Raw genomic sequence first — 25438 nt, forward strand, 5'->3', positions numbered from 1 at the left:
AAGAAGGTGGTCTTTTACTTATGTTTGGCTACTGATATTTTCGCCGTACTTTCTGAATAATGAACATCAACAGTGCAGTAACAACGAGCATGAGTAGGAACAGCACCCATAGAAACGATGGATCAGCTTCGCCATCAGCAAATCCCAACCCGGTGCGGTTCAGAAAATCATTACTGATTTGAGACAAATACTCGACCAGCCCGCCCAGAGGGAACAGCACGATAAAGAATGAAGCCACAAGGCAGAGAAGACCGATCAGTGTGTTAATTATTAAATTTGCATGACGCATAATCAGTCCGCCCTGTTACGTCTATACGTCCATATGCCATTAATCCTTTTCCCCCCGGCACTCGAACTTTTTTACGTGCAAGTAACGAGGTTCTGACTAACTGGAAATCAGGAATGTTATAGAAAGTTATACATCCCCACGACTCCCCCTCGCCATTTGGGCGCAACGGGTGAAGCCGGAAAGATCCTCTGTCAACGCCATTAACGAAAACGTGATCACTCATTGTGGAGGCATTGAACAATCCAAACCACTCCTCGTGATTTGTTCCATTCCTGAAATCCTTAACAAATCGCTCTACCTGGTTGGCAATACTCCCGGACGGGGCATCAACGATCCAGTAAGTGCCTACAGGCAAAGCCGCATTTCGTATAAATGCACACTCTGCGATGTTGGTTACTGGTGCTATCCCCGAAAACACTGGAAACGTTCCGACACCGTAAACATGAAGTTTAAGCCGTCTCCCGATACGTCGTTGTAGTCCATCCTGCAAATCTGCATAACATAAAACTCCCTGTAGATTTGCGGGTTATGTTACCGCCGATTTAACCAACCAGCCAGCCTTACCCTCTGAATTTGGGACACATTTGGGGACACAAGTTGGGACACAGCGCATTTTTAAGGGTTGTGTCTTTGTCTTCCCGCTGGCATGATCCTGAACAGGGATTAATGAGAGCATTAATCGCAAGTAGTTGAATTTGTTTTAAATGACTCGGGGTGCCCTTCTTTGTGAAGGCTGAGAAATACCCGTAATACCTGATCTGGATAATGCCAGCGTAGGGAAGTCAGATGCCTGTCGGGCTATCACTTCTTCCACGGCCTGGCAGGAGCGAAACCATGCAACCTGACCTGCTCGATCGTGCGCAAACCGCACATGCCTTACAGCAATTCCGCCGCCATTCCCCGCTTGTTCACTGTATGACCAACGATGTTGTACAAACCTTTACCGCCAATGTGCTACTGGCGCTTGGCGCGTCACCGGCCATGGTGATTGATCGTGACGAGGCGCAGCAATTCAGTGCGATTGCCGATGCGCTGTTGATTAACGTTGGTACCTTAACCCGCGAGCGGGCCGATGCGATGCTGGCGGCTGCCGAAAGCGCAAATGCGGCAGGTAAACCCTGGACGCTCGATCCTGTGGCCGTCGGCGCACTCACTTTCCGTACGCAATTTTGCCAGCAACTGCTTGCCCTGCATCCGGCGGCGATCCGCGGCAATGCCTCCGAAATTCTGGCACTCGCGGGAGTGAGCGCAGGCGGGCGCGGCGTGGATACCACCGATACCACCAGCAATGCGTTGCCCGCAGCGCAGGCGCTGGCGCGGCAAACCGGCGCTGTGGTGGCCGTTACCGGCGAAGTGGACTATGTCACTGATGGCCGTCGTACACTGATGGTCACCGGGGGCGATGTGCTGATGACGCGGGTTGTCGGCACAGGTTGCGCGTTATCCGCCGTGGTGGCCGCCAGTTGTGCGCTGCAAGGCGATCGCCTGGTGAATGTGGCCGCCGCCAGCGCCTGGTTCGGGCTGGCGGGTAGCCTGGCGGTCGCGAACAGCAACGGGCCGGGCAGCTTTACGCCCGCGTTTCTGGACGCGCTCTACGCGCTCGGCGGGGAGGGGTCGTTATGAGGCGAATCAATGCATTGACCATCGCCGGTACCGATCCCAGCGGTGGCGCGGGAATTCAGGCAGATTTAAAAACCTTCTCGGCGCTTGGCGCTTACGGCTGCTCGGTGATCACCGCGCTGGTGGCGCAAAACACCCGCGGCGTGCAGTCGGTGTACCGTATCGAACCGGATTTTGTCGCCGCGCAACTCGACTCGGTACTCAGCGATGTGCGTATCGACACCACCAAAATCGGCATGCTGGCGGAAACCGATATTGTTGAAGCGGTGGCGGAGCGCCTGCGCCGCTATCAGGTGCGCAATGTGGTGCTGGATACGGTAATGCTCGCCAAGAGCGGCGATCCGCTGCTGTCACCCTCCGCCGTGTCGGCGCTGCGTCAGCATTTACTGCCGCAGGTTTCACTTATTACGCCCAATCTGCCTGAGGCCGCGGCGCTGCTTGACGCGCCACATGCCCGCACCGAGCAGGAGATGCATGCGCAGGGAGAAGCGCTGCTGGCACTCGGCTGCGAGGCGGTGCTGATGAAAGGCGGTCATCTGGATGACGCCGAAAGCCCGGACTGGCTCTTCACTCGTGATGGCGCGCTACGCTTTACCGCACCGCGAGTGGCGACGAAAAATACCCACGGCACAGGCTGCACGCTCTCCGCCGCGCTGGCTGCGCTGCGCCCGCGCCACAACGACTGGGCGTCGACGGTCGCGGAAGCCAAACAGTGGCTGACGGCCGCGCTGATGCAGGCGGATTCGCTGGAAGTCGGTAGCGGAAACGGGCCGGTTCACCATTTCCATCAGTGGTGGTAAACCAGGAACCGAAACGTGCCAGCAGATAATGCTGAAAAAAAGGCAGCGGTGGAAAATCTCGCCCATGAGTACCAGGCTTATTTCTGCCTGCCGTAAGGCAGGTCGGGATAATCCAATTCGCTTTGCGCGAAGCTTACGGGAGCATAGCTATGACTGATATTGTGCAGTTACTCGGCAAAGACGCCGACAGCCTTCTGCAACACCGCTGTATGACCATCCCCGCTGACCAACTCTATTTGCCGGGCGGCGATTATGTGGATCGCGTGATGGTCGATAACAACCGTCCGCCTGCGGTACTACGTAACATGCAGACGCTGTATAACCACGGGCGGCTGGCGGGAACCGGGTATCTGTCCATTCTGCCGGTTGACCAGGGGATTGAGCACTCGGCGGGCGCATCCTTTGCAGCGAATCCGCTCTATTTTGATCCGAAGAATATCGTGGAGCTGGCGATTGAAGCCGGGTGTAACTGCGTTGCCTCCACCTACGGTGTGCTGGCCTCTGTTTCCCGCCGCTACGCGCACCGCATTCCCTTCCTCGTCAAACTCAACCACAATGAAACCCTCAGCTACCCGACGGAATATGACCAGACGCTGTATGCCAGCGTTGAGCAGGCATTCAATATGGGCGCAGTGGCCGTTGGCGCGACCATCTATTTTGGATCGCTGGAATCCCGCCGCCAGATTGAAGAGATCTCTGCCGCCTTTGAACGCGCGCATGAGCTGGGGCTGGTGACCGTGCTGTGGGCCTACCTGCGCAACTCTGCTTTCAAGAAAGATGGCGTGGATTACCATGTTTCGGCGGATTTGACCGGCCAGGCGAATCACATTGCCGCCACTATCGGCGCGGACATCGTGAAGCAGAAAATGGCGGAAAATAACGGCGGCTATAAGGCGGTTAACTTCGGTTATACCGATGAACGCGTCTACAGCAAACTGACCAGCGATAACCCGATCGATCTGGTGCGTTACCAACTGGCGAACTGCTACATGGGGCGCGCGGGGCTTATTAACTCCGGTGGCGCTGCTGGTGGGGACACCGATCTGGCCGATGCTGTCCGTACGGCGGTTATCAATAAACGCGCGGGTGGCATGGGGTTGATCCTTGGCCGTAAAGCGTTCAAGAAAACCATGGCTGACGGCGTGAAACTGATTAACGCCGTGCAGGATGTTTATCTTGATCAGAAAGTGACCATCGCATAACTTTTCCGTTATCTCCTCTCCATTTCGGGGAGGAGATTTTCTTATGAATCAGTCAATTATTTCGATTAAACCCTCCCGCTGACGAGGGCATGGAAAGGCATTTTTAAGTGGGTCAGCGTAATAATGGGCAATCAGGCGGTAACCGGCACTGCAACGCGTTGGGCAGCACTTCAATGCGGAAATGCTCGCCGCTCAGCGGTTCACCGTCGAGGTTAAAGGTAATTTCATGCGGAGCGCTGATCTCAAACCACGCCGATTTTCCGTCAATAATATGCGGATTATCGTCCGGCTGCGTCAGGGTGGTTAACAGCGCCGGTAACAACTCTTCGCCGGTAAAAATACGCAGATGCAATAGGCCATCGTTAATCAGCGCCTGCGGGCAAAGCTGTTGTCCGCCGCCCGCCTGGCGGCCGTTACCAATGCCAATCACCAGCGCATCACCCTGCCACTGGAAATCCTCACCGCGAATTTCGCAGCGGTCGGCTTTCAGCTTATCCAGCCGCAGCAGCCCGTGGATCAGATAAGAAACCCCGCCCAGCGCGGCCTTTAGTTTTTCCGGTGTTTCCGTGGTGATGCGGGTACCAAAACCACCGGTTGCCATATTGATAAAACAGGTTTTATCGTTGACGCGGGCGATATCGATAGCCACCGCTTTACCCACGATGGCCAGCTGTAACGCTTTCTCCAGCGTCTCGGGGATCCCCGCGCTGGTGGCAAAATCATTGGCGGTGCCGAGCGGCAAAATACCGAGCGCCGGAATATTATCACCCGTGCAGTTCACCAGCGCTGTCGCCACTTCGTTGATGGTGCCATCGCCACCGCCAGCGATCACCGTATCCACGCCAAGCTGCTGCGCTTCCTTAACGTAGCGCCCGGCATCGCCTTTTTCCCAGGTGACGCGCACCTGAATATCCATGCCTTCGTCACGCAGCAACGCGATAGCTGTGCGCAGCGTTTCGTCGCCAGCGCTTTTACCGTTGAGGATCAATAAGCTTCCAGGAATTTTGCCCATATTTCTCGTCCTTATTGCATGCAATGAGGAAAGTGTATCTCACGAGCGGGGAGGGGGTAAAAAAAGCGGAAAAAAGAGTTAAAAAAAATCAGCCTGCGTAAGGGAGATTACGCAGGCTAAGGAGGTGGTTCCTGGTACAGCTAGCATTTATGGGTTATGTTTTTCAGCGAGATGGATAATACCCATAACGACCGGGGAGGTATGTGATCCGATTCTAAGATTTTTCCAGCCGTAAAAATAACCCTGCTAAATTACTTCGCGTGAGGATTACGCGTCGACTGTCCGGTGAAATTGCGCATCAGAAGCGCATATTCCAGCGCCATATCCTGCGGAACCGGCAACCAGACAGTATAACCATCGCCTGGTGCTACCGGCATCGCTTCGCCTTTGGCGTTTTCCATCTGCTCAAGCGTAAAGTTGACGTTGCCCTGCGGCGTCATCAGCTCCAGGCTGTCGCCGACCGAAAACTTATTTTTCACCGCGACGGCTGCCAGATTGCCTTTACGCTCGCCGGTGAATTCGCCGACAAACTGCTGGCGCTCGGAAACCGAGTAGCCATAGTCATAGTTCTGGTAATCATCGTGCGTGTGGCGGCGCAGGAAACCTTCGGTGTAACCGCGATGCGCCAGCCCTTCCAGCGTTTCCAGCAGCGAAGTGTCGAACGGTTTACCCGCGGCGGCATCGTCGATCGCTTTGCGGTAAACCTGCGCGGTACGGGCGCAGTAGTAGAACGATTTGGTACGGCCTTCAATTTTCAGCGAGTGCACGCCCATCTGCGTCAGGCGCTCAACGTGGGCAATTGCGCGCAGATCTTTCGAGTTCATGATGTAGGTGCCGTGCTCGTCCTCGAAGGCGGTCATGTACTCGCCTGGACGCTGCGCTTCCTCAATCATAAAGACTTTATCGGTCGGCGCGCCGACGCCCAGCGTGGGTTCGATGTTCTGCACCGGAATCGGTTCGTGAACATGTACGATATTGCCGATAGCGTCTTCTTTGCCTTCCTGCACGTTATATTCCCAGCGGCAGGCGTTAGTGCAGGTGCCCTGGTTCGGATCGCGCTTGTTGATATAGCCTGAAAGCAGGCAACGGCCGGAATAAGCCATGCACAGTGCGCCGTGCACGAAGATTTCGATCTCCATTTCCGGCACCTGGCTGCGAATTTCGGCGATCTCTTCCAGCGACAGCTCGCGGGAGAGGATCACACGCGTCAGCCCCATCTGCTGCCAGAATTTCACCGTTGCCCAGTTGACCGCGTTCGCCTGCACGGAGAGGTGAATCGGCATCTGCGGGAAGTTTTCGCGCACCATCATGATAAGCCCCGGATCGGACATAATCAGCGCATCCGGCCCCATCTCCACCACTGGTTTCAGATCGCGGATGAACGTTTTCAGCTTGGCGTTATGCGGCGCGATATTTACCACCACGTAGAATTTTTTGCCCTGCGCGTGGGCTTCATTGATGCCGATTTGCAGGTTTTCGTGGTTGAATTCGTTATTGCGTACGCGCAGCGAGTAGCGCGGCTGGCCAGCGTAAACGGCGTCCGCGCCGTAAGCGAAGGCGTAACGCATATTTTTCAGCGTTCCCGCCGGGGACAGGAGTTCCGGTTTAAACATGATTTTCTCGTTCTGATGACAGGTCAGATCGCCTCACCAGGTGAGGCGGCGGGGGAGTTCCCCTAAATTTAGGGCGGGAATTGTAGCGCCGCGCGCCAGGGGAGTAAACCTGCGCGTTAGTTCACGCGCAGATAAGTGCCGTCGGCGCTGACGTTATGGCCGAAACCGCAGTTTTCAGCATTGTCGGTGCGGGCATCGAGCTTCAGACCATCCGGTGAAAGCGCCAGGGAGATAGTGCATTGCATGCCAAAATCTTTAATCACCACCGCGCCTTTGCCCTCTTTCAGCGTCACTTTTTCTGAGAACTCGCCTAAATTGGGGCCCGAGTACATCGCCATCAACCCAAAATAAGCGCCTTCCCAGTCCGCCTGCCAGCTATCGCCGCCCCGCGGCTTGAGAATAAAGGTTTGAAAGTTGCCTCGCCCGGCGTACTGCCAGTATTCACCGGAGGGAGAGGTGGGTTTTGGCAGCGCGTCGAGTTTGTCCTTAATCAGCGACAGGTTATAGGCCGATTTTTTATTGTCCGGATAGATAGCCAGCCAGGCCTGCGCTTTACGATATTTACCTTCGCGAATCCAGGTGAGCGCCACGTTGTTATACGCAGTCGCCAGCTTGTCTTCATCAAACTGCTGAACGTTGGCGTCGCACTGCTCCTGCCATGCCACTTGTTGTTCGAACGCTTCCCGGGCTTTGGGATAGTTTTTCGCTTTGTAAAACTGCTCGCCCTGTTTTGCATAACCAGAGATCTTCGCGCAATCGGCGGCCATTTCTTCGTCGGTTATTTCCGCCTGGCAACTGAACGCAGCCAACAGCAGCATCAGTACGCCATAGTCATATTTCCTCACCATCCTTCTCCTTTATTATTGTTTTGATACGTCTGAAGCCGCCCGCCATGATACAGAGGATTACAGCATTGTTCACGACCGGTTTATACTCGGCGCTGGGCCTTGTCAGGGCGCTGTCGGGGCGGTGTCGTGTTGCTGTCGGGTAACGATCGTGTTGCTGTCCGCGTGGTTCAGCGACACTGCAAGCCGGTTTCCTGTGGAGAAATATCATGAGCAATAAAGTGAAAGCGTTCCGTCTGGCCCGCGCCTGGTCGCAGGAGCAGCTTGCAGAGATGGCCGCGTTGAGCGTCAGAACGGTGCAGCGAATTGAAAGTGGCGATCAACCTTCGCTGGAGACGCTGAGTGCGTTAGCGGCGGTGTTTGGCGTCAGTGTCACTGAGTTATCCGGGCAGGCGGAAGCGGGGGAAGAGGCGCTGGATCAGCGCATTACTGCTGCGCGGGAAAAGCTCGATGCCGAAAGCCGCTTCTGGCGATCGCTTATCACCGCCGTCATTGTCTGCGCGCTGCTCTATTTCCTTAATCGCAGTACCGCGCCAGAACCGCTGTGGTCACTGTGGGTGGTAGCGATTTGGGGCGGATTGCTGCTGGTGCGGGGATTGCGGCTCTTTGTCTTCGCTGAGCCGATCGCCCGCTGGCGCAAACAGCGTTTACAGCGGCTGTTGCGTAAATAAAACACCGTCGGGCGTGAAGCCCGACAGCGTTACGCCAGTTTGCAGGCGTCGGCTTCCCAGCGGTAGCCGACGCCATAAACTGCGCGGATAAAGGATTGTTCCTCATCCAGCGCTTCCAGTTTACGGCGCAGGTTTTTGATATGGCTATCGATAGTGCGGTCGGTCACCACGCGATAGTCATCATAAAGATGGTTGAGCAGTTGTTCGCGGGAGAAGACCTTACCCGGCTCGCTGGAGAGGGTTTTCAGCAGGCGGAACTCAGCCGGGGTGAGATCCAGCAGTTTGTTGTGCCAGCTTGCCTGGAAACGCCCTTCATCAACAATCAGCGGGCTTTCCGCATCCAGCGCCTGCAATTCGCGTTGCGGCTTGCAGCGGCGCAGAATGGTTTTGACTCGCGCTACCACTTCGCGCGGGCTGTAGGGTTTGCAGATGTAGTCGTCGGCGCCAATTTCCAGCCCCAGCAGACGATCGATCTCCTCAATTTTTGCCGTCACCATAATGACCGGCACATTGGAGAAGCGACGGATCTCCCGGCACAGGGTCAGACCATCGGTGCCGGGCAGCATCAGATCGAGCAGGATCAAATCCGGCGGCGTCTGGCGGACATATCCCAGCACCTGATCGCCGTGGTTAATCAGCGTCGGCGCGTAGCTGGCCGCCCGCAGATAATCGATCAGCAACTGTCCCAGCTTCGGCTCATCTTCCACGATCAGAATACGCGGCGTGTTTTCATCAATGGGTAGCTCAGTCATACTTCTCTCGATTGTTCGCCTTCAAGCGGTAATTCAACTGTAATGGTAACCCCGCCAAATGGCGAGTGCCCGGCGTGGATAGCGCCACCGTGGGCCTCCACAATATTCAAACAGATTGCCAGCCCCAGGCCGGAGCCGCCGCTGGCGCGGTTGCGCGATCCTTCCGTGCGGTAGAAACGCTCAAACAAGCGCGTCAGCTGCTCGTCGGTAACGCCCGGCGCGCTGTCGGCAAAGCGCAGGATCAGTTTGCCGTCGCGGGTGGTGGACTGAATTTGCGTTTGTCCGCCGCCATCCGTATAGCGCAGGCTGTTTTCCAGCAGATTATTAAACAGCTGCATCAGGCGATCGGGATCGCCAAATACTCTGCCACTGGTGGACTGCAAATCCAGCGACAAGTTCAGGTTTCGGCTGATAAAACGTTCATGAAACGCGCCAGCCGCAATCTCCAGCAACGTCACCACATCCACCGGCGTGCGCTGGTAGGCCAGCGCGCCCTCGTCGGACATCGACAACTGATGTAAATCGTTCACCAGCTTGGTGAGCGTGCCGACCTCTGCCTGTAACGACAGTACCGACTCCGGCGTAAATTTGCGTACGCCGTCCTGAATCGCCTCCAGCTCGCCGCGCAGTACCGCCAGCGGCGTGCGCAGTTCGTGGGAGATATCAGCCATAAAATCGCGACGCATTTGCTGGTTTTTCTCCAGCGTACTGGCCAGCAGGTTAAAGTCGCGTGCCAGCCTGCCCAGTTCATCCTGGCTGTCCGTCGTGACGCGCGTCGAGAAATCCCCGGAGGCCAGTTTGTGCGTCCCCTCGACCAGCCGTTTCACCGGTGCCAGCAGGCCGCGCGCCAGCGGGAAGGTGGCCAGCGCCGCCAGCAGCGTAGCAAGGCAGACAATCAACCAACTGGTACGGCGCTGTTGACGGTCAAAATTGATGTCGGTATTGCGCGTTAACCGTTCAACCGGGGAGGCAATCACCCAGCCCACCGTTTTCTGGTTCACCACAATCGCCCGGCGGTTGCCTTCGTCCGGCACCGTGCCGCGCGGGCCGACCAGCACATTGTTGTTCTGATCGACAACCCAGAACACCGTGCGCCAGCCGCGCGGTGGCGGCGGACCAGGTGGACCAGGAGGTGGATCATCGTTTTCCATCCCGCGATCGGATTCGGCGTTATTGTCTGGCCCCATGCCCCGAGCCGCTCCCTGGTTGTCCGCTGCCATTCCACGATCTGCGCTACCATTGTTGCTCATTGCGCGATCCTGCCGCATGCCGCGTTCCGGCATACCAGCGTGATCATCTTCATGGTCGTTATCGCGTTCGAAAGATCGCAGGATTTGGAAAATCATCCGGTCGTTATTGCGCAGAAATTGCCAGTCGCCGTGCTGGGCGTACTGCTCGGCCAGCGTGTCGCTCAACAGTTGCAGGCGCTGCTCGTTGCCGCGCTTAATATAGTCGATAAACCCGCGCTCAAAGCTGATTCGCACCGCCCAGTGCATGATGATCAGCAGTACGATGCAGGTAGTCAAAATGGCCAGAAAAAGTTTGGCCGTGATACCCGGCCGCCAGAATTTCATGATTCTCTCCTGTTGCGACGGGCAATCACGACGTTCTGGCTGGCGTCATGCGGGACGCGGGCGAAGATCAACGCCGGTAATGAAATAATCACCGCCATACTGAGATAAGCGTAAAGGAAAACATGGTGCGCCACGCCGCTATCTGCTGAAAGATGTTGCTGGCCGAACAGGCCAAGCAGCAAACCGGCGACGGTAACGCCGATACTCATCGACAACTGCATGATCATCGACAGCAGGCTGTTGCCTCCGCTGGCCAGTTCATCGGGCAGATCTTTCAGCGTCAGGGTGTTCATTGAAGAGAAGCGCATCGAGTTAATCATTCCCTGACAGAACAGCACCACCGGCAGCAGATAGTACCAGCCGAGCAGGGCGGTGGTCATAAACAGCAGGCTTACCAGCGCCAGGCCAAGGGTGGAACAGACCAGCGCGCGGCGATAACCAAAACGGTTAACCAGCTGCACGACAATCCGCTTCATGCCCATACTGCCCAGCACCATCGGGATCATCATCAGCCCGGCGTGGAACGGTGAAAAGCCAAGGCCAATCTGCAAAAACACCGGCGTCATAAACGGAAGCATGCCACTGCCGATACGCCCGGCGAAGCTCCCGGCCAGCCCCAATGAAAACGAAGGCGTGCGGAACAGCCGCAGGTTGAACAACGCGCTGTCGTTGCCTCTGGCGTGCAGCAGATAAAATAGCGTCGCCGCTGCGCCCACCGTCACCAGCGCGCCAAGCTGGACGGTCGAAAGCCCCAGCCCGCGGCTACCGTCGAGCGCCAGCGTCAGCGTCGCCATACCGCAGGCCAGCAACGCAAAACCCGCCATGTCAAAACGACGGGTTTGCAGTTTATAGTTCGGCATCAGGCTCAGTGTGGCGATCGCGCCGATAATGCCGACCGGCAGGTTAATCAGGAAGATCCAGTGCCACGACGCATATTCCACCAGAACCCCGCCGAGCGCCGGGCCGAGCAGCGGGCCGATTTGCCCCGGCAGAGTGACGAAGGTCATCGCCGCCATATATTGGTCACGCGGGACAATTTTCATCACCGTCAGCCTGCCTACTGGCACCATCATTGCCCCGCCGACACCCTGTAAAACCCGCGCCATCACCAGTTGGTCAAGGGTTGAGGCCTGCGCGCAAAATAGCGAACCGGTGGTGAACAGCACAATGGCGATGAAAAAGATATTGCGCACGCCGACCCGATCCGCCAGCCAGCCGCTGGCTGGCAGCATCACCGCCACGGTCAATACATAGGAGACCACCACCATGTGCATATGCAGCGGGCTCTCCCCCAGGCTTCGCGCCATCGAGGGGAGGGCGGTATTCACAATAGTGGTATCCAGCGACTGCATAAAAAAGCCAAAGGCGACAATCCATAGTTGCCAGCGGATGTTTTTGGGGAGTTCATTCATTCACTAACAGGCTCTCTCTCTTTCTGGCTAAAACGCATACGCAGGCGGTCAAAGAAGAGATAGACCACCGGCGTTGTATACAGGGTAAGAAGCTGGCTCATCACCAGGCCGCCGACGATAGTGATCCCCAGCGGCTGGCGCAGTTCGGAGCCATCGCCGCCGGAAATGACCAGCGGCAGCGCGCCAAACAGCGCCGCCAGGGTGGTCATCATGATCGGACGAAAACGCAGCAAACAGGCCTGGAAAATGGCCTCTTCTGCGCTCAGACTGCCCTTGCGCTGGGCTTCGAGGGCGAAGTCGACCATCATTATGGCATTCTTCTTCACTATCCCGATCAGCAACATGATGCCAATCAGTGCGATCAGGCTAAAGGGCGCGCCAAACAGTTCCAGCGCCAGCAGTGCGCCGACGCCCGCCGAGGGCAGCGTGGAGAGAATGGTCAGCGGGTGGACGTAGCTCTCGTAGAGGATCCCCAGCACGATATAGACCGTGGCAATCGCTGCCAGGATCAGGATCACCTGTGAATTCATCGTCTCCTGGAATACTTGTGCTGTACCGGCGAAGCTGCCGCGCACGCTCGAAGGGACGCCAAGTTGCGTCATCGCACGATCGATGGCGTCGCTGGCTTCCGACAGCGACGTGCCTGTCGGCAGGTTAAAGGCGATGGTCGACGCCGCCGACAGCCCCTGATGGTTCACCGACAGCGGCGCATTCGCCGGTTGCCAGTGGGCAAAGTAAGAGAGCGGAATCGACTGGCCTTCGCTGTTGATCACATACATCTTGTCCAGCGCGCTCACGTCCTGGGTATAGCGGGGATCAACTTCCATCACCACTTTGTACTGGTTAAGCGGTTGATAAATAGTGGAGATCTGCCGCTGACCAAAGGCGTTATTCAGCAGGCTGTTGGCCGCTTCAACGCTGATGCCCAGCCGCGACATCGTTTCGCGATCGTAAACCAGGTTCATCTCCGCGCCGTTGTCCTGCTGGTCTGAGTTGACGTCCGCCAGCTGCGGCAGCGCCGCCAGCGCTTTACGGATCTTCGGCTCCCATTCGCGCAGGGCGCTGAGATCGTCCGACAGCAGGGCGAACTGGTAGCTGGCATTGGCCTGCCGCCCGCCGACGCGAATATCCTGTACGGCCATCAAAAACAGGCTTGCACCAGGCTCTTTCGCCAGTTTAATGCGTAACCGGTCAATCACCTGCTGCGCCGTTTCATTACGAATATGTCGGGATTTGAGGGTGATAAACATCATGCCGCTGTTCACGCGCGAGCCGCCGGTAAAACCGGTGACATTATCCACCGCCGGGTCGTCACGGATGATTTTCATAAAATCCTGCAACTTACCGCGCATCGCCTGGAAGGAGATACTCTGATCCGCCTGAATGCCGCCCATCAGCACGCCGGTGTCCTGCTCCGGGAAGAAGGTTTTCGGAATGGAGATATAGAGCCAGACATTCAATGCGATGGTGCCAAGTAGCACCAGACCCACCAGCCGGGCGTGGTTAAGCACCCATTTCAACGAACGGGCGTACTGCTGCTGGAGCGCAATCAGCAGACGACCAACGCCTCTTTCCCGAGTGCGTTCGCGCGGTTTATGGCGCTTCAGCAGCCAGCCGCACATCATCGGCGTCAGCGTCAGTGAAATGACCAGCGAGATGCCAATCGCCACCGACAACGTGACGGCAAACTCGCGCAATAGCCTGCCCGGCAGACCGGCCATCAGCAGCAGCGGCAGGAACACCGCTACCAGCGACAGGCTCATCGACAGCACGGTAAAACCGACTTCCCGCGTCCCCTGCAATGCCGCCTGTAACGGTTTTACGCCCGCTTCAAGATGGCGGGAGATGTTTTCCAGCACCACAATGGCATCGTCAACGACAAAGCCGGTGGCGATGGTCAGCGCCATCAGCGACAGGTTATTCAGGCTGAAACCGCACAGGTACATAGCGGCAAAGGTGCCAATCAGCGAAACCGGTACGGCGACAGCCGGAATAAGCGTCGCGCGGCCGGAACGCAAAAACAGGAACACCACCAGGATCACCAGCGCCACCGAGATCACCAGTGTCTGCTCCACTTCCGCCAGCGAGGCGCGAATGGTTGGCGAACGATCCTGGGCGATTTGCAGATCGATAGCGGCAGGAATGGTTTTCTGTAATTCCGGCAGGCGGGCGCGGATGCTGTCCACCGTCTGAATAATATTGGCTTCCGGTAGTTTGCGGATCATCAGCAAAATCGCCGGCTTTGCGTTGGTCATCCCGGCGTTGCGCACATCCTGCACCGAGTCGCTGACCGTGGCGACATCGCTTAAACGTACTGCCGCGCCGTTGTTGTAATGAATGATCAACGGCTGGTATTCGGCCGCCGTTTTCAGCTCATCATTCGTTTGTATTTGCCAGCGTTGAGCGCCGTCATCCACAGCGCCCTGCGGACGACGGACGTTGGCGCTGCTGATGGCGGTACGCACGGCATCGAGTGACACGCCCTGATTAAACAGCGCCTGCGGATTGAGATCGACGCGCACCGCGGGCAGCGAACTTCCGCCGACATCCACATCGCCGACGCCGTCGATCTGTGAGATGGTTTGTGCCAGCTGCGTCGAGGCAAAATCGTATAACTGGCCCTGCGAATAGGTATCCGAGGTCAGCGTCAGGATCATGATCGGCGCGTCCGACGGGTTCGCTTTGCGGTAGGTCGGACGGCTCGGCATACCGCTTGGCAGCAGGCTTTGCGCCGCGTTGATCGCCGCCTGCACATCGCGCGCGGCACCGTTGATATTGCGGTCAAAATTAAACTCTAAAATGATGCGCGTACTGCCCAGCGAGCTGGAGGAGGTCATCTCGCTGACCCCGGCAATCCGCCCCAGCGAGCGTTCCAGCGGCGTAGCGACCGACGACGCCATCGTCTCCGGCGAGGCGCCAGGTAGCGAGGCGCTGACCATGATCACCGGAAAATCGACCTGCGGCAGCGGGGCCACCGGCAACAGCCGGAAGCCGAGGATGCCGCACAGCGTTATCGCCAGCGAAATCAAAATCGTCGCCACCGGGCGGTAAATGAAGAGGGCGAAAAACTTCACTTACGCCTCCTCTTCACGGCGCGGGAAGCGCTGTTTTACGGCCAGCGACAGGCGGTCGAACAGCAGATAAATCACCGGTGTGGTAAACAGCGTCAGCACCTGGCTGACCAGCAAGCCTCCCACCATGCCGATACCCAGCGGGCGGCGCAGCTCTGCGCCCACGCCAGTGCTGAGCATCAGCGGCAGCGCACCGAGCAGGGCCGCCAGCGTGGTCATCAGGATCGGGCGAAAACGCAGCAGGCAGGCCTGGAAAATCGCGTCGCGCGGCGCCATCCCCTCTTCGCGTTCGGCGGCGAGAGCGAAGTCGATCATCATGATGGCATTTTTCTTGACGATACCAATCAGCAGAATGATGCCGATAATGGCAATCACATCCAGCTCACTGCCGGAAATCATCAGCGCCAGCAGCGCGCCAACGCCCGCGGTCGGCAACGTCGAGAGAATAGTGACCGGGTGAATAAAACTCTCATATAGCACGCCGAGCACGATATACATTGCCACCACCGCTGCGACGATCAGCCAGACCGTGCTGCCAAGTGCAGACTGGAACGCCAGCGTGCTGCCCTGGAACTGGGTGCGGATATCCGTCGGGAAATTGAGGGTTTTTTCGCTGTCGGTGATCGCCTGAACCGCATCGCCCAGTGAATAGCCGCTCGCCACGTTAAAAGAGATGGTGGTGGAGGGGAATTGATCGAGGTGGTTAATACTCAGCGGCGCAAAGCGTTGTTCCACTTTGGCAATCGAGGATAACGGCACCACGCCGCCGCTGCTGCTGGCCAGGCGGATGTTCTCCAGCGCTGCCAGCCCTGGCGTTTGCGTGGTGTCGTGTTCCAGCACCACACGATACTGGTTTGACTGGGTATAGATGGTGGAGATCAGCCGCTGGCCGAAGGCGTTATACAGCGCGTTATCAACATCCGACATGGTGATACCAAGACGGCTGGCGGTGTTGCGGTCAACGTTGATCCTGGCCACCAGCCCTTTGTCCTGCCAGTCGCTGCTGACATCAGCAAGTTGCGGCAGCGCTTCCAGTTTAGCGATCAGTTGCGGCACCCAGGTGCTCAGCGCCTCCAGCGAGTTTGCCTGCAAGGTAAACTGGTACTGGGTGCGGCTGACCGTGGTGTCGATGGTCAGATCCTGCGTCGGTTGCAGATAGAGCGCCACGCCGGGCACTTTTGCCGCCGCCTGTTGCAGGCGCGCAATCACTGTCTGTACGCGGTCGTCGCGCTCATCCAGCGGCTTAAGGTTGATTTGCAGACGCGCGCTGTTCAGCGACGGGTTGGTACCATCGACGCCAACAAACGAGGTCAGGCTTTCAACCGCCGGATCCTGCAGGATAACGTCGGCCACCTGCCGCTGGCGCTGCGCCATGCTGGCAAACGACGCCGACTGAGGCGCCTGGAGCGTGCCCTGAATGATGCCGTTGTCCTGTACCGGGAAGAAGCCTTTCGGGATGAAAACCCACAGCGCCACCGACAGCAACAGCGTGCCTATCGCCACGCTGAGCGTCAGCCACGGGTGGTTGAGCACTTTCGCCAGCAGGTGGCCATACCCGGCAATCACGCGCTCAAAAAAACGCTCCGAGGCGCGGGAAAAACGGTTCTGCTTGCGCAGGGATTCAGCGCTCAGCATGCGCGCGCACATCATCGGCGTCAGTGTCAGTGAAACGATAGCCGAGATAAGAATGGCCACCGCCAGCGTGACGGCGAACTCGCGGAACAGGCGCCCGACAATATCGCCCATAAACAGCAGCGGGATCAGCACGGCAATCAGCGAGAAGGTGAGGGAGATAATGGTAAAGCCGATCTCGCCTGCGCCTTTCAGCGCCGCCGCCAGCGGTTTTTCCCCTTTTTCGATATAGCGCGAGATGTTCTCAATCACCACAATCGCGTCATCCACCACAAAGCCGGTGGCGATGGTCAGCGCCATCAGCGTCAGGTTATTGATAGAGAAATCGAGAAACACCATCACCGCAAAGGTGCCGATAAGCGACAGCGGCACGGCCACGCCAGGGATGATAGTGGCCGGAATATTGCGCAGAAACAGATAGATAATCATCACCACCAGCGCGATAGCCAGCATCAGTTCGAACTGGGTGTCGCTGACCGAGGCGCGGATGTTGTTGGTGCGATCGGAGAGCACTTTCACCGTGACCGATTTCGGCAGGCTCTCCGTTAACTGCGGCAGCAGAGTACGAATGCTGTCGGCGGTATCAATAATGTTGGCGCCCGGCTGACGCTGGACGTTCATCACAATAGCCTGTTGCTTATTCGCCCATGCGCCAAGCCAGCTATTTTCTGCGCCCTGTTCCACGGTTGCCACATCGCCCAGGCGAATGGGCGCACCGTTCTGGTAAGCGACAATCAACTGGCGGTACTCTTCGGCGGACTGCATCTGATCGTTGGCCGAGAGCGTGACGGCGCGCGTTGGGCCATCGAGGCTCCCTTTTGCCGAGTTAACGTTGGCATTGTCGATGGCGGTACGAATGGTTTCGCTGGTCAACCCCAGCGCGGCGATGGCCTGTGCGTTAAGTTTGACGCGCACTGCCGGGCGCTGGCCGCCGGAAAGCGTGACCAGACCAACGCCGGAAACCTGCGAAATTTTCTGCGCGACGCGCGTTTCGACCATATCTTCCACCTGCGTCATCGGCATGGCGGAAGAGGTGACTGCCAGCGTCATGATCGGCGGATCGGCCGGGTTAACTTTGCTGTAAACCGGCGGGTTAGGCAGATCGGAAGGGAGCAAGCTGTTGGCCGCGTTCATTGCCGCCTGCACTTCCTGCTCGGCAACATCCAACGGCAGCGTGAGCTGGAACTGCAACGTCACCACCGATGCGCCGCCGGAGCTTTGCGACGACATCTGTTTTAAGCCCGACATCTGGCCAAATTGCCGTTCGAGCGGCGCGGTTATCGCCGACGTCACCACATCCGGGCTGGCTCCGGGGTAAAGGGTGACTACTTGAATGGTGGGGTAATCCACTTCCGGCAGCGCAGAGACGGGAAGAAAACGGTAGCCGATGACCCCGGCAAGCAGAATCGCCACCATCAATAAGGTGGTGGCGACCGGGCGTAAGATAAACAGACGGGAAGGACCTCCCGTCCGGCCTGGCGGTAGCAACTGCATCAGGAGTGCGCTCCTTTCGCCGGATGCTCACGTTTTGTGGGCATCTGCTGGGCGCTTTGCGCATCCACCACTTCCACTTTGGCCCCTTCGGTCAGACGGTCGATACCGTCCGTCACTACGCGATCGCCCGCCGACAGCCCGGCGGCAATCACCACTTTCTGGCTGTCCTGAATACCCGGCGTAACGATATGTTTGCTGACCTGGTTATTCTCATTCACCACCCAGACAAAGTTGCCTTCATTACCCATTTGCAGCGCAGCGGCAGGGATCACAACGGCATCTTGTTGCGTGGCGACCAGCATGCGCGCATTGACGAACTGGTTGGGGAACAGCGCGTCGTCCTGGTTATTAAAGCGTGCTTTCAGTTTGATGGTGCCGGTGGTGGCATCGATCTGGTTATCAAGACTGAGCAGCGAACCGCTGCTCAGTTTCTGTTTGTTCGTGCGATCCCAGGCTTCCACTACCAGCGGTTGGCCTGCTTTTTGCGCCTGCACCACGGTGGCGATTTCGCTTTCCGGCAGGGTAAAAACGAGGTCAATCGGGTGGGTTTGCGTCAGCACCACAATACCGGTGGTGTCGCTGCTGCTGATTTGGTTACCAATATCCACCTGCTTTAAGCCAACGCGCCCGGAGATGGGTGCCGTGATGCGGCTCCAGTCCAGCTGCAACTGGGCGCTGGCGACCGAAGCTTCATCGGCTTTGACGGTGCCTTCAGATTCCGTTACCAGCGCCTGCTGGGTATCGAGATCCTGACGGGAGACGAGACTGGTTTTCGCCAGTTGCTGATAGCGGGCCAGATCGCGGCGCGCATTCGCCAGCGTGGCTTTATCTTTTGCCAGTTGCCCCTGTGCCTGCGCCAGTGCCACTTTAAATTCGCTGGGGTCGATTTCAGCCAGCAGATCGCCGGCCTTAACCTGTTGCCCTTCCTGGAAGTGGAGCGCCATCAGTTGGCCGGAAACACGGCTGCGGACGGTCACGGTATTGGTTGCCGTAATCGTACCGAGACCTGAGAGATAACGTGGAACGGATTCGCGGGTCGCTGTGGCAGCCTGTACCGGCGGTAACGCGCCGCCGCGCATGCCGTGGCGACCGCTGCCAGCCTGACGTTGCGTGTGCCCGGTGGCGGAAGAAGAAGTAGCCTCTTGATGGCTAAAGTGGTACCACGCGGCACCTGCCGCTGCGATAACCACGACCGCAACAAGCGTGCGGCGAAAAGTGAAACTGCGTTTCATCGTTATATGTATCTCGTCCTGAAAAAACCATGACCAAAATAATACTAGTTTAGTGAGGCCTTAACGCAGAAAAATGGAGGAAATATGAAACACTGTTTAGAAACGTCGAGCGGGGATGGAAATTTGCGTTAGGGGTAATATGGAGAAGAAAATCATGCCGGATGGCGATCATCCGGCAAAATATTAGCGAAACAGAACCTGCGCCCAGCGGGCAAGCCCGGCGGTGACAGAGCCAAAATCATCGCCGCCCGCAATCGGAATCCCCGGCAGCGTTTCCGCCAGCGCTTTCTTGATGATGGGCGAGCGGGCGCTCCCGCCGGTCAGGTAGATTACTTCCGGCGTTTCGTTGCTGTTTTCCAGCGCCAACTGCACCTGCTCAATAATGCGCTGTAACGGCTGATTGAGCGCCGCTTCCAGACCCTCCTGGGTGATGGCAGTGGCAAGATCGTCGCTGATAAACGGCAGCGGCGCGGTGACATGCGCTTCTTCCGAGAGCGCTATTTTGCTCTCTTCGGCGCTGCGCACCAGCCGGTAGCTCAGACGCTGCCGCCACACTTTCAGCAGCAGGGCCACTTTTTCCGCGTCGCGGGCGTCGCGCAGCAGATCGTTGAGCAGACGGCCATTGGCGGCGCTGTAAAATTCGGTTTGCGCCGGCACATCGTTGATCGCCACCGCGTTCCACCACGGCAGAATTGGCAGGGCGATGCCTTTTTCCGTCTGGCCGCCCATACCAAGCAGAGGCATCAGGCTTTTAAACGCCAGTGCGATATCCAGATCGTTACCGCCAACGCGGCAACCGCTGTGGCCGAGTAGGCTGGCTGCACGATCCTGTCTGGCGCGCCACTGTGGGCCCATCAGCAGAATGGAGCAGTCTGTTGTTCCGCCGCCAATATCCACCACCAGCACGCGTTTCTCTTCGCTTAGTGTGGCTTCAAAATCGAGCCCTGCTGCTACCGGTTCATACTGGAACACCACATCACGGAAACCGGCGCGTTTCGCCGCGCGCTCAAGGATCCCCTGTGCCTGGGCGTTAGCATCATCGCCGCCGAGCCCCTGGAAGTTGATCGGTCGGCCAATGACCGCCTGGTTGATGCTTTCCGGCAGTTGCGTTTCGGCCTGCTGGCGAATGTGCAGCATCATGGCGCAGACCAGATCCTCAAACAGGGCGATCTGCTGCGGTTTCAGGCCGCTGGCGCCGAGGAAGGATTTCGGCGATTTAACGAAGTAAACCTCTTCCGGATCGCTCACATACTGACGCAGCGAGGCGAGGCCAAATTGTACGCTGGCGGCGTTGACCTCAATATCTTCCTCACGGTTAAAGCTCACTGCCCGGCGCAGTAGCGCCTGGGTTTCGCTCCCCGTAGCCGGAACCTGATGGTGACGATAGAGCCATTCGCTGACGGCTTCGCGCGTTGGCGCGCAGAGCATAGATGGCAGCAGCGTACTGTTATTTTCCATGGTCAGCAGGTGTGGCGCGCCATCGCGCATTACTGCAATCGAGCAGTTTGCTGTCCCGTAGTCAAAGCCTACAAACACGTGTTTATCCCCATGCCAGTGAAGAAGGGGGGCGACTTTAGCCGAATGCGGCGCGGGCGACAACCGGAATATGAAAGCAAGGCGGAAAATTCCGATGCCGTTTATGCTGTTAGCAGAAAAGAGGAGCAACTATGTACGAACTGCGCTGGCAGCCGCCCTATGACTGGGCCTGGATGTTGGGATTTTTAGGCGATCGCGCCGTGGCGGGTGTTGAAGAGATTGATGCGACACGCTATGTGCGCTCCTTTGCCGCTGGCGAGCATCGCGGGTTGATTATTGCCGAACCGGATGAGGCGAGCGCGACATTGAGGGTCACGCTCAGCGAAGGTTTGCAGCCGATTGCAGAACTGTGCCTGCAACGGATTCGCTGCTTGTTTGATCTTGACTGCAATCCGCAGGAGGTGACCGCGGCGCTGGGGACATTGGGCGCTGCGCGACCGGGGTTGCGCCTGCCGGGATGTGTTGATCCATTTGAGCAGGGCGTGCGGGCGATTTTAGGCCAGTTAGTCAGCGTGGCGATGGCGGCAAAGCTGACGGCAAAGGTTGCGCAGCGTTATGGCGATGTGCTGGATGAGCGCGGTTTTATCTGTTTTCCCACTCCGCAGCAGCTCTCTGCGGCGCAAGTCGGGGATTTACAAACGCTCGGCATGCCGCGCAAACGCGCTGAGTCGCTGATATATCTGGCACAGGCGGCCTGCGACGGTTTGCTGCCGCTGACGGCACCGGTGGATGTGGAACAGGGAGTGAAAGCCTTGCAAACCTTTCCTGGTATCGGCCGCTGGACTGCCAGCTACTTTGCCCTGCGCGGCTGGCAGGCGAAAGATATTTTTCTACCCGACGATTATCTGATCAAGCAGCGTTTTGCCGGGATGACACCCGCGCAGACGAGGCGCTATGCCGAACGCTGGCAGCCGTGGCGCTCCTATGCACTGTTGCATATCTGGTATACGGAGGGGTGGGAGCCTGAAGTGTGATGCCTTGTGGTTTTAATGCATTTTCCGTCCGGATAAGGCGCCACCCTGTTTGTCAGTTGATAGCGAAATAACTGGTATTCAGCATCAAATCCAGCGGCTGAGCCTGCGAAATAATATCGCCATAAATCATATCGATGCCGACGCCGGAAAGGGTATCCATCATCAGCGGCTGATTGGTCGGCCCGGCAATGCTCTTCATGCCCAGACGCTGGGCGTGGCCCTGAATAATGGTCACCATCATCTCGTCCATCAGATTACCGTGAACGTTGGTAACCAGTTCCGGATCGAGCATCAGGTAATCGACCATATTCGGACTCAGGCGGTTAAAAATATCCAGATCGTGCCCGATACGGCTGAGAATAATGCGGCAACCCGCCTGGCGCAGCCGCTTCAGATTGTCGAGCAGGGTGTTATCTTCACGCATCAGCGCATCGGCATGTACCACCAGATGCAACAGCCGGGCGGATAGCGGGCCGCTTTCCAGCAGTTCGAGCAGTTCATTCACCAGCGTTGTGCTGGAGAGCCCGGCCACGGAAAGCGGCAGGGCAACGCCGAGCCCTTTACCCGCAACGGCAGTAGCGTGGTTACGGAAAAACTCATGGAATACGCGGCGGTCGAGCGCGCGGATCAGCTCTGGTTCGCTAAGGCCGGAACGGAAAGCGTGCTCCTCCATCACTTCGCCTTCGCTGGTCCACAAGCGCAGGGAGAGTAGCCAGAAGTTGCAGGCCTCCGGTACGCGCGGCGACGCTACGCCGCGGGCAATCAGCAGCAGATGATTGTCTTTGATCATATGCCACTGTTCATCCAGCGACATGATGCTGCGATCATGCTGCATCTGGCCTTGCTGCGGTTCGTACACGGTCACGATCCCGCGCCCATTATTTTTGGAGGCATAACAGGCGATATCCGCCTGCGACATCACTTCTGAAGCCTGATAGTTAGTTTCATCAATCAGCGAAATTCCGGCGCTGGCGCCGATGCGGTGCAAACGGCCTTCCCACATAAAGTGGTAGTCATTGATGGCTTCAACAATACGCCCGGAAATATACCGCGCGCTCTCGACATTACAGTCCGGCAGCAGTAAACCGAATTCATCGCCGCCAAGGCGGGCAAGAATATCGGTCGAACGCAACATGCTGAGCATCAGCGACGCGATCTCGCGCAGCAGGGCATCCCCCGCCGCGTGCCCGGCTGTATCGTTGACGGCTTTAAAGCGGTCAAGATCGATAAACACCAGCGCATGACGCTGGTGGAATTCCTGTACTGTCAGCAGCAGGCGTTTGAGATGGTTTTCAAAACTGACCCGGTTCGCCAGATGGGTCAGCGCATCGTGGGAAGCGCTGTAGCTCAGTTGCCGCAGCATTTTGCGGGATTCCGTTACGTCCTGGATCACCAGCACAGAGCCGATATGTTGCCCATCCAGCGTGCTGAGCGGCGTTACGCTGTAGTGAATGTCGAAGCTGCCGCCGGTGCGGCAGTGCAGTACCACATCCTGTTCAATGGCCGAACGTGACATATCACCACTGTGGATGTTTTCCATCACCGGACCATTATCACCAAACGTAATGCGCAGCACTGTCAGCAACGGCTGGCCGATAGCCTGTTCCTGCGCCCAGCCGCTCATTTTTTCCGCCACCGGATTCATAAAAGTGACGTTCATATCCACATCGGTACAAAGCACCGCTTCGCCGATGGAATCCAGCGTAATGTGCAGGCGCTCTTTTTCCTGGAACAGCGCGTCGTTCAACTGCTTAACTTCCGTCATATCCATATTGACGCCGAGCAGGCGTTCGACTTCGCCATGCTTGTTCAGCACGCGGTTTGCCAGCGCGCGAATATGGCGAATACCGCCTTTGACGCTAATGCGGAACTCCAGTTTGAAGGCCATGCGCGCCGCCAGCCCGTCGCGGATAATGCGTTCGGTTTCCGGCCTGTCTTCCGGCAGCACGCGCTCGTACCACAATTGCCATGTCGGTTTCGTGTGGGGCGGCACTTCGTACATCTCGAACATGCGCTTATCCCAACTGATAATGTCCGGCTCAAGCTCCCACTCCCAGATGCCAATCCCGCCCGCTTCGTTCGCCAGCGTGATACGCTCCATCAGGCGCTTGTTAACCCACTCGGTCTGCTTCAGATCGTTAATGTCTTCGACCTGGGCGATAAAGTAGAGCGGGGTGCCATCCGTATGGCGCACAACGGAAACTGCCATCAGCGCCCACACCAGCTCACCGCTGCGCGTGTAATAGCGCTTTTCCATGGAGTAAGTGGAGATGTCGCCGCGCACCAGTTGCTCAAGCTGTTCCAGATCGCTGTTTAAATCTTCCGGGCAGGTGAGCTGCTGGAAGGTCATCTGCTGCAGCTCCTCCTGGCTGTAGCCCAGAAACTGACATAACGCTTTGTTGGCCTGTAACCACTGTCCGTCGGTGCTCACCAGCGCCATCCCGATAGCAGAATACTCCATCGCATTTCGAAAGCGCTCTTCGCTTTCGATGATGTGTTTGCGCTCGGCGCGAAAGGCGTACATCACCATTGTCATGACGTTCACCGGCAGCAGGATCATCAGAAACGGCAGCCACGGTGCGTTCATCATCACGTTGTTTTTCGGCATGGTGATGAGAGAGGGATCATCTGCAATCATCAGCGAGACCATCATGATGGTAATCAGAAAGACGAGAAAGGCTTCAACCCGCGGCAGACGCACGGCGCTCCACATCAGCAGTACAATGACCGCAGTAAACGGCCACGGCAGGTAGTGCAGCGCCAGCCAGCTTAGCCCGAGCGTGGCAGCGAGCGTAACGAGTGTTTCCAGCAGCAGCTGAGGTCTACGGTGACGCAGCAGGTAATGCGGTTTAAACAGCAGGCCGAGCGGCACCAGCGCCAGCGCGCCGATGGATTCCGACAGCACCCAGACCAGAAAAGTACGCAGAATATTGTCGCCGGGCACCAGCAGACAAACCAGCACGCCGCCGACCAGCGGCGGGATAATCGCGCTGCCGACCGCCAGACGCAGCCAGTCGCCGAGGTTTTGCAGCGGGTTATACCAGGGCAACAGTTTGCGCAGTAGCACCGCGCCTATCGCGGCCTCAATAACATTGACGGCGGTATAGCGTAGATCGACTGCGTTGGCCGATAAGAGCATGATTGTCGCCGCGACATTGCCCAGCACGCAGACCAGCGCGATGCCCGGCCACATCCGCCCGGCGTGGCGGTAAAATCCCACCATAATGATGGCGGTGGGAAACCACAGCGGTGCGATAACAGTGCCAAAACGGATAAGCTCCAGCGAGAAGAGCGTAAAGATGAAAGAGAGCAGCCCTAAACTGACAAGCCGCAACCCAGGATGTGGGGTGGTAACCAAAACGCGCTGGTGTTGTTTCTTCATTACCGCTTTATCCGCAACCCTGTGACGTCCGGAACCGCGTCCGGAGAGTGAAATTTGAATTTTGGATTATGCTAGTACAAACAATTTACAATTCCTATGCCGGGCGCTCATAATTTGACACCATAATGTTATTAATTACTTAGTCAGTAATAAAAACACATCTGCCGGGTTAATTTTGAGCGTTTTAATTTATGGCTGGTCAGCCAGACGGGCAAAAGCGAGCGGCTTTTTACCGTCCCTGTTTCCGCTAAGGATTCGGCTGGTATCACGACGGTGAAATCCCTATAATTGCCGTGTTTGACGCTTCGGCGTCGTCCTTCCTTTACA

18 protein-coding genes and 1 riboswitch are annotated in these 25438 nt (G+C 57.4%); of the genes, 5 read left to right on the plus strand and 13 right to left on the minus strand.

Going from position 1 to position 25438, the window contains the following annotated elements; all coding sequences use genetic code 11:
* Nucleotides 1-28: 28 nt before the first annotated feature.
* Complete coding sequence (locus CWM66_RS09220) at nt 29-289, minus strand: hypothetical protein (protein ID WP_035888754.1); 261 nt, start codon at nt 287-289, stop codon at nt 29-31.
* The gene (locus CWM66_RS09225; protein ID WP_233218378.1) at nt 264-707 is read right to left on the minus strand and encodes a DUF2778 domain-containing protein; all 444 of its coding nucleotides are present in this window, start codon (nt 705-707) and stop codon (nt 264-266) included. Before CWM66_RS09225 ends, CWM66_RS09220 begins: the two co-directional genes overlap by 26 nt.
* Nucleotides 708-989: 282 nt before the next feature.
* Nucleotides 990-1086: riboswitch (TPP riboswitch) on the plus strand.
* Nucleotides 1087-1123: 37 nt separating this feature from the next.
* Between CWM66_RS09225 and thiM the strand changes: the two genes are divergently transcribed.
* The 3 genes from thiM (at nt 1124) to fbaB (ending at nt 3911) form a co-directional block, all read left to right on the plus strand.
* Nucleotides 1124-1912 (plus strand): hydroxyethylthiazole kinase, encoded by a 789-nt coding sequence (gene thiM / locus CWM66_RS09230; RefSeq protein ID WP_107146566.1) that lies wholly within the window; start codon nt 1124-1126, stop codon nt 1910-1912.
* Entirely contained in the window at nt 1909-2709 is an 801-nt protein-coding gene (gene thiD, locus CWM66_RS09235; protein ID WP_071921063.1) for a bifunctional hydroxymethylpyrimidine kinase/phosphomethylpyrimidine kinase, read from the plus strand. The genes thiM and thiD overlap by 4 nt, the downstream gene beginning before the upstream one ends.
* 149 nt (nt 2710-2858) lie before the next feature.
* On the plus strand, nt 2859-3911 hold the full coding sequence (fbaB, locus tag CWM66_RS09240; RefSeq protein ID WP_007371229.1) for a class I fructose-bisphosphate aldolase: 1053 nt from the start codon (nt 2859-2861) through the stop codon (nt 3909-3911).
* Between the two features lie 112 nt (nt 3912-4023).
* On the opposite strand, the gene yegS is transcribed toward fbaB, so the two are convergent.
* The 3 genes from yegS to CWM66_RS09255 form a co-directional block, all read right to left on the minus strand.
* The gene (yegS, locus tag CWM66_RS09245) at nt 4024-4923 is read right to left on the minus strand and encodes a lipid kinase YegS (protein ID WP_007371230.1); all 900 of its coding nucleotides are present in this window, start codon (nt 4921-4923) and stop codon (nt 4024-4026) included.
* A 251-nt stretch (nt 4924-5174) separates the two neighbouring features.
* Nucleotides 5175-6536: a tRNA 5-hydroxyuridine modification protein YegQ gene (gene yegQ, locus CWM66_RS09250; protein ID WP_007371231.1), complete on the minus strand. Its 1362-nt coding sequence runs from the start codon at nt 6534-6536 to the stop codon at nt 5175-5177.
* Nucleotides 6537-6652: 116 nt separating this feature from the next.
* Entirely contained in the window at nt 6653-7384 is a 732-nt protein-coding gene (locus tag CWM66_RS09255) for a tetratricopeptide repeat protein (RefSeq protein ID WP_172825173.1), read from the minus strand.
* A 206-nt stretch (nt 7385-7590) separates the two neighbouring features.
* On the opposite strand from CWM66_RS09255, the gene CWM66_RS09265 reads away from it, so the two are divergent.
* Complete coding sequence (locus tag CWM66_RS09265) at nt 7591-8052, plus strand: helix-turn-helix domain-containing protein (protein ID WP_007371233.1); 462 nt, start codon at nt 7591-7593, stop codon at nt 8050-8052.
* Nucleotides 8053-8081: 29 nt separating this feature from the next.
* Here CWM66_RS09265 and baeR read toward each other — a convergent pair whose 3' ends face one another.
* From baeR to yegD, 7 genes are all read right to left on the minus strand, one after another.
* Entirely contained in the window at nt 8082-8804 is a 723-nt protein-coding gene (baeR, locus tag CWM66_RS09270) for a two-component system response regulator BaeR (RefSeq protein WP_007371234.1), read from the minus strand.
* Nucleotides 8801-10378, minus strand: a complete 1578-nt coding sequence (gene baeS, locus CWM66_RS09275; protein WP_035888745.1) for a two-component system sensor histidine kinase BaeS — start codon at nt 10376-10378, stop codon at nt 8801-8803. Before baeS ends, baeR begins: the two co-directional genes overlap by 4 nt.
* Nucleotides 10375-11790, minus strand: a complete 1416-nt coding sequence (locus CWM66_RS09280) for an MFS transporter (RefSeq protein WP_007371236.1) — start codon at nt 11788-11790, stop codon at nt 10375-10377. Before CWM66_RS09280 ends, baeS begins: the two co-directional genes overlap by 4 nt.
* Entirely contained in the window at nt 11787-14864 is a 3078-nt protein-coding gene (gene mdtC / locus CWM66_RS09285; protein WP_107146567.1) for a multidrug efflux RND transporter permease subunit MdtC, read from the minus strand. Before mdtC ends, CWM66_RS09280 begins: the two co-directional genes overlap by 4 nt.
* Nucleotides 14865-17987 (minus strand): MdtB/MuxB family multidrug efflux RND transporter permease subunit, encoded by a 3123-nt coding sequence (locus tag CWM66_RS09290; protein ID WP_107146568.1) that lies wholly within the window; start codon nt 17985-17987, stop codon nt 14865-14867.
* Complete coding sequence (locus tag CWM66_RS09295) at nt 17987-19219, minus strand: MdtA/MuxA family multidrug efflux RND transporter periplasmic adaptor subunit (protein WP_035888742.1); 1233 nt, start codon at nt 19217-19219, stop codon at nt 17987-17989. The genes CWM66_RS09290 and CWM66_RS09295 overlap by 1 nt, the downstream gene beginning before the upstream one ends.
* Before the next feature lie 183 nt (nt 19220-19402).
* Nucleotides 19403-20755 (minus strand): molecular chaperone, encoded by a 1353-nt coding sequence (gene yegD, locus CWM66_RS09300; RefSeq protein WP_107146569.1) that lies wholly within the window; start codon nt 20753-20755, stop codon nt 19403-19405.
* 131 nt (nt 20756-20886) lie between these two features.
* Here yegD and alkA point away from each other — a divergent pair, with 131 nt between their 5' ends.
* On the plus strand, nt 20887-21729 hold the full coding sequence (gene alkA / locus CWM66_RS09310) for a DNA-3-methyladenine glycosylase 2 (RefSeq protein WP_107146570.1): 843 nt from the start codon (nt 20887-20889) through the stop codon (nt 21727-21729).
* Between the two features lie 52 nt (nt 21730-21781).
* Here the strand turns inward: alkA and CWM66_RS09315 are convergent, their stop codons facing one another.
* Nucleotides 21782-25111, minus strand: coding sequence for a diguanylate cyclase (locus tag CWM66_RS09315; protein ID WP_079517665.1), 3330 nt, complete (start codon nt 25109-25111; stop codon nt 21782-21784).
* Between the last annotated feature and the right edge of the window lie 327 nt (nt 25112-25438).

The sequence above is a fragment of the Kosakonia sp. H7A genome (assembly GCF_003028445.1).
Lineage (GTDB): Bacteria > Pseudomonadota > Gammaproteobacteria > Enterobacterales > Enterobacteriaceae > Kosakonia > Kosakonia radicincitans.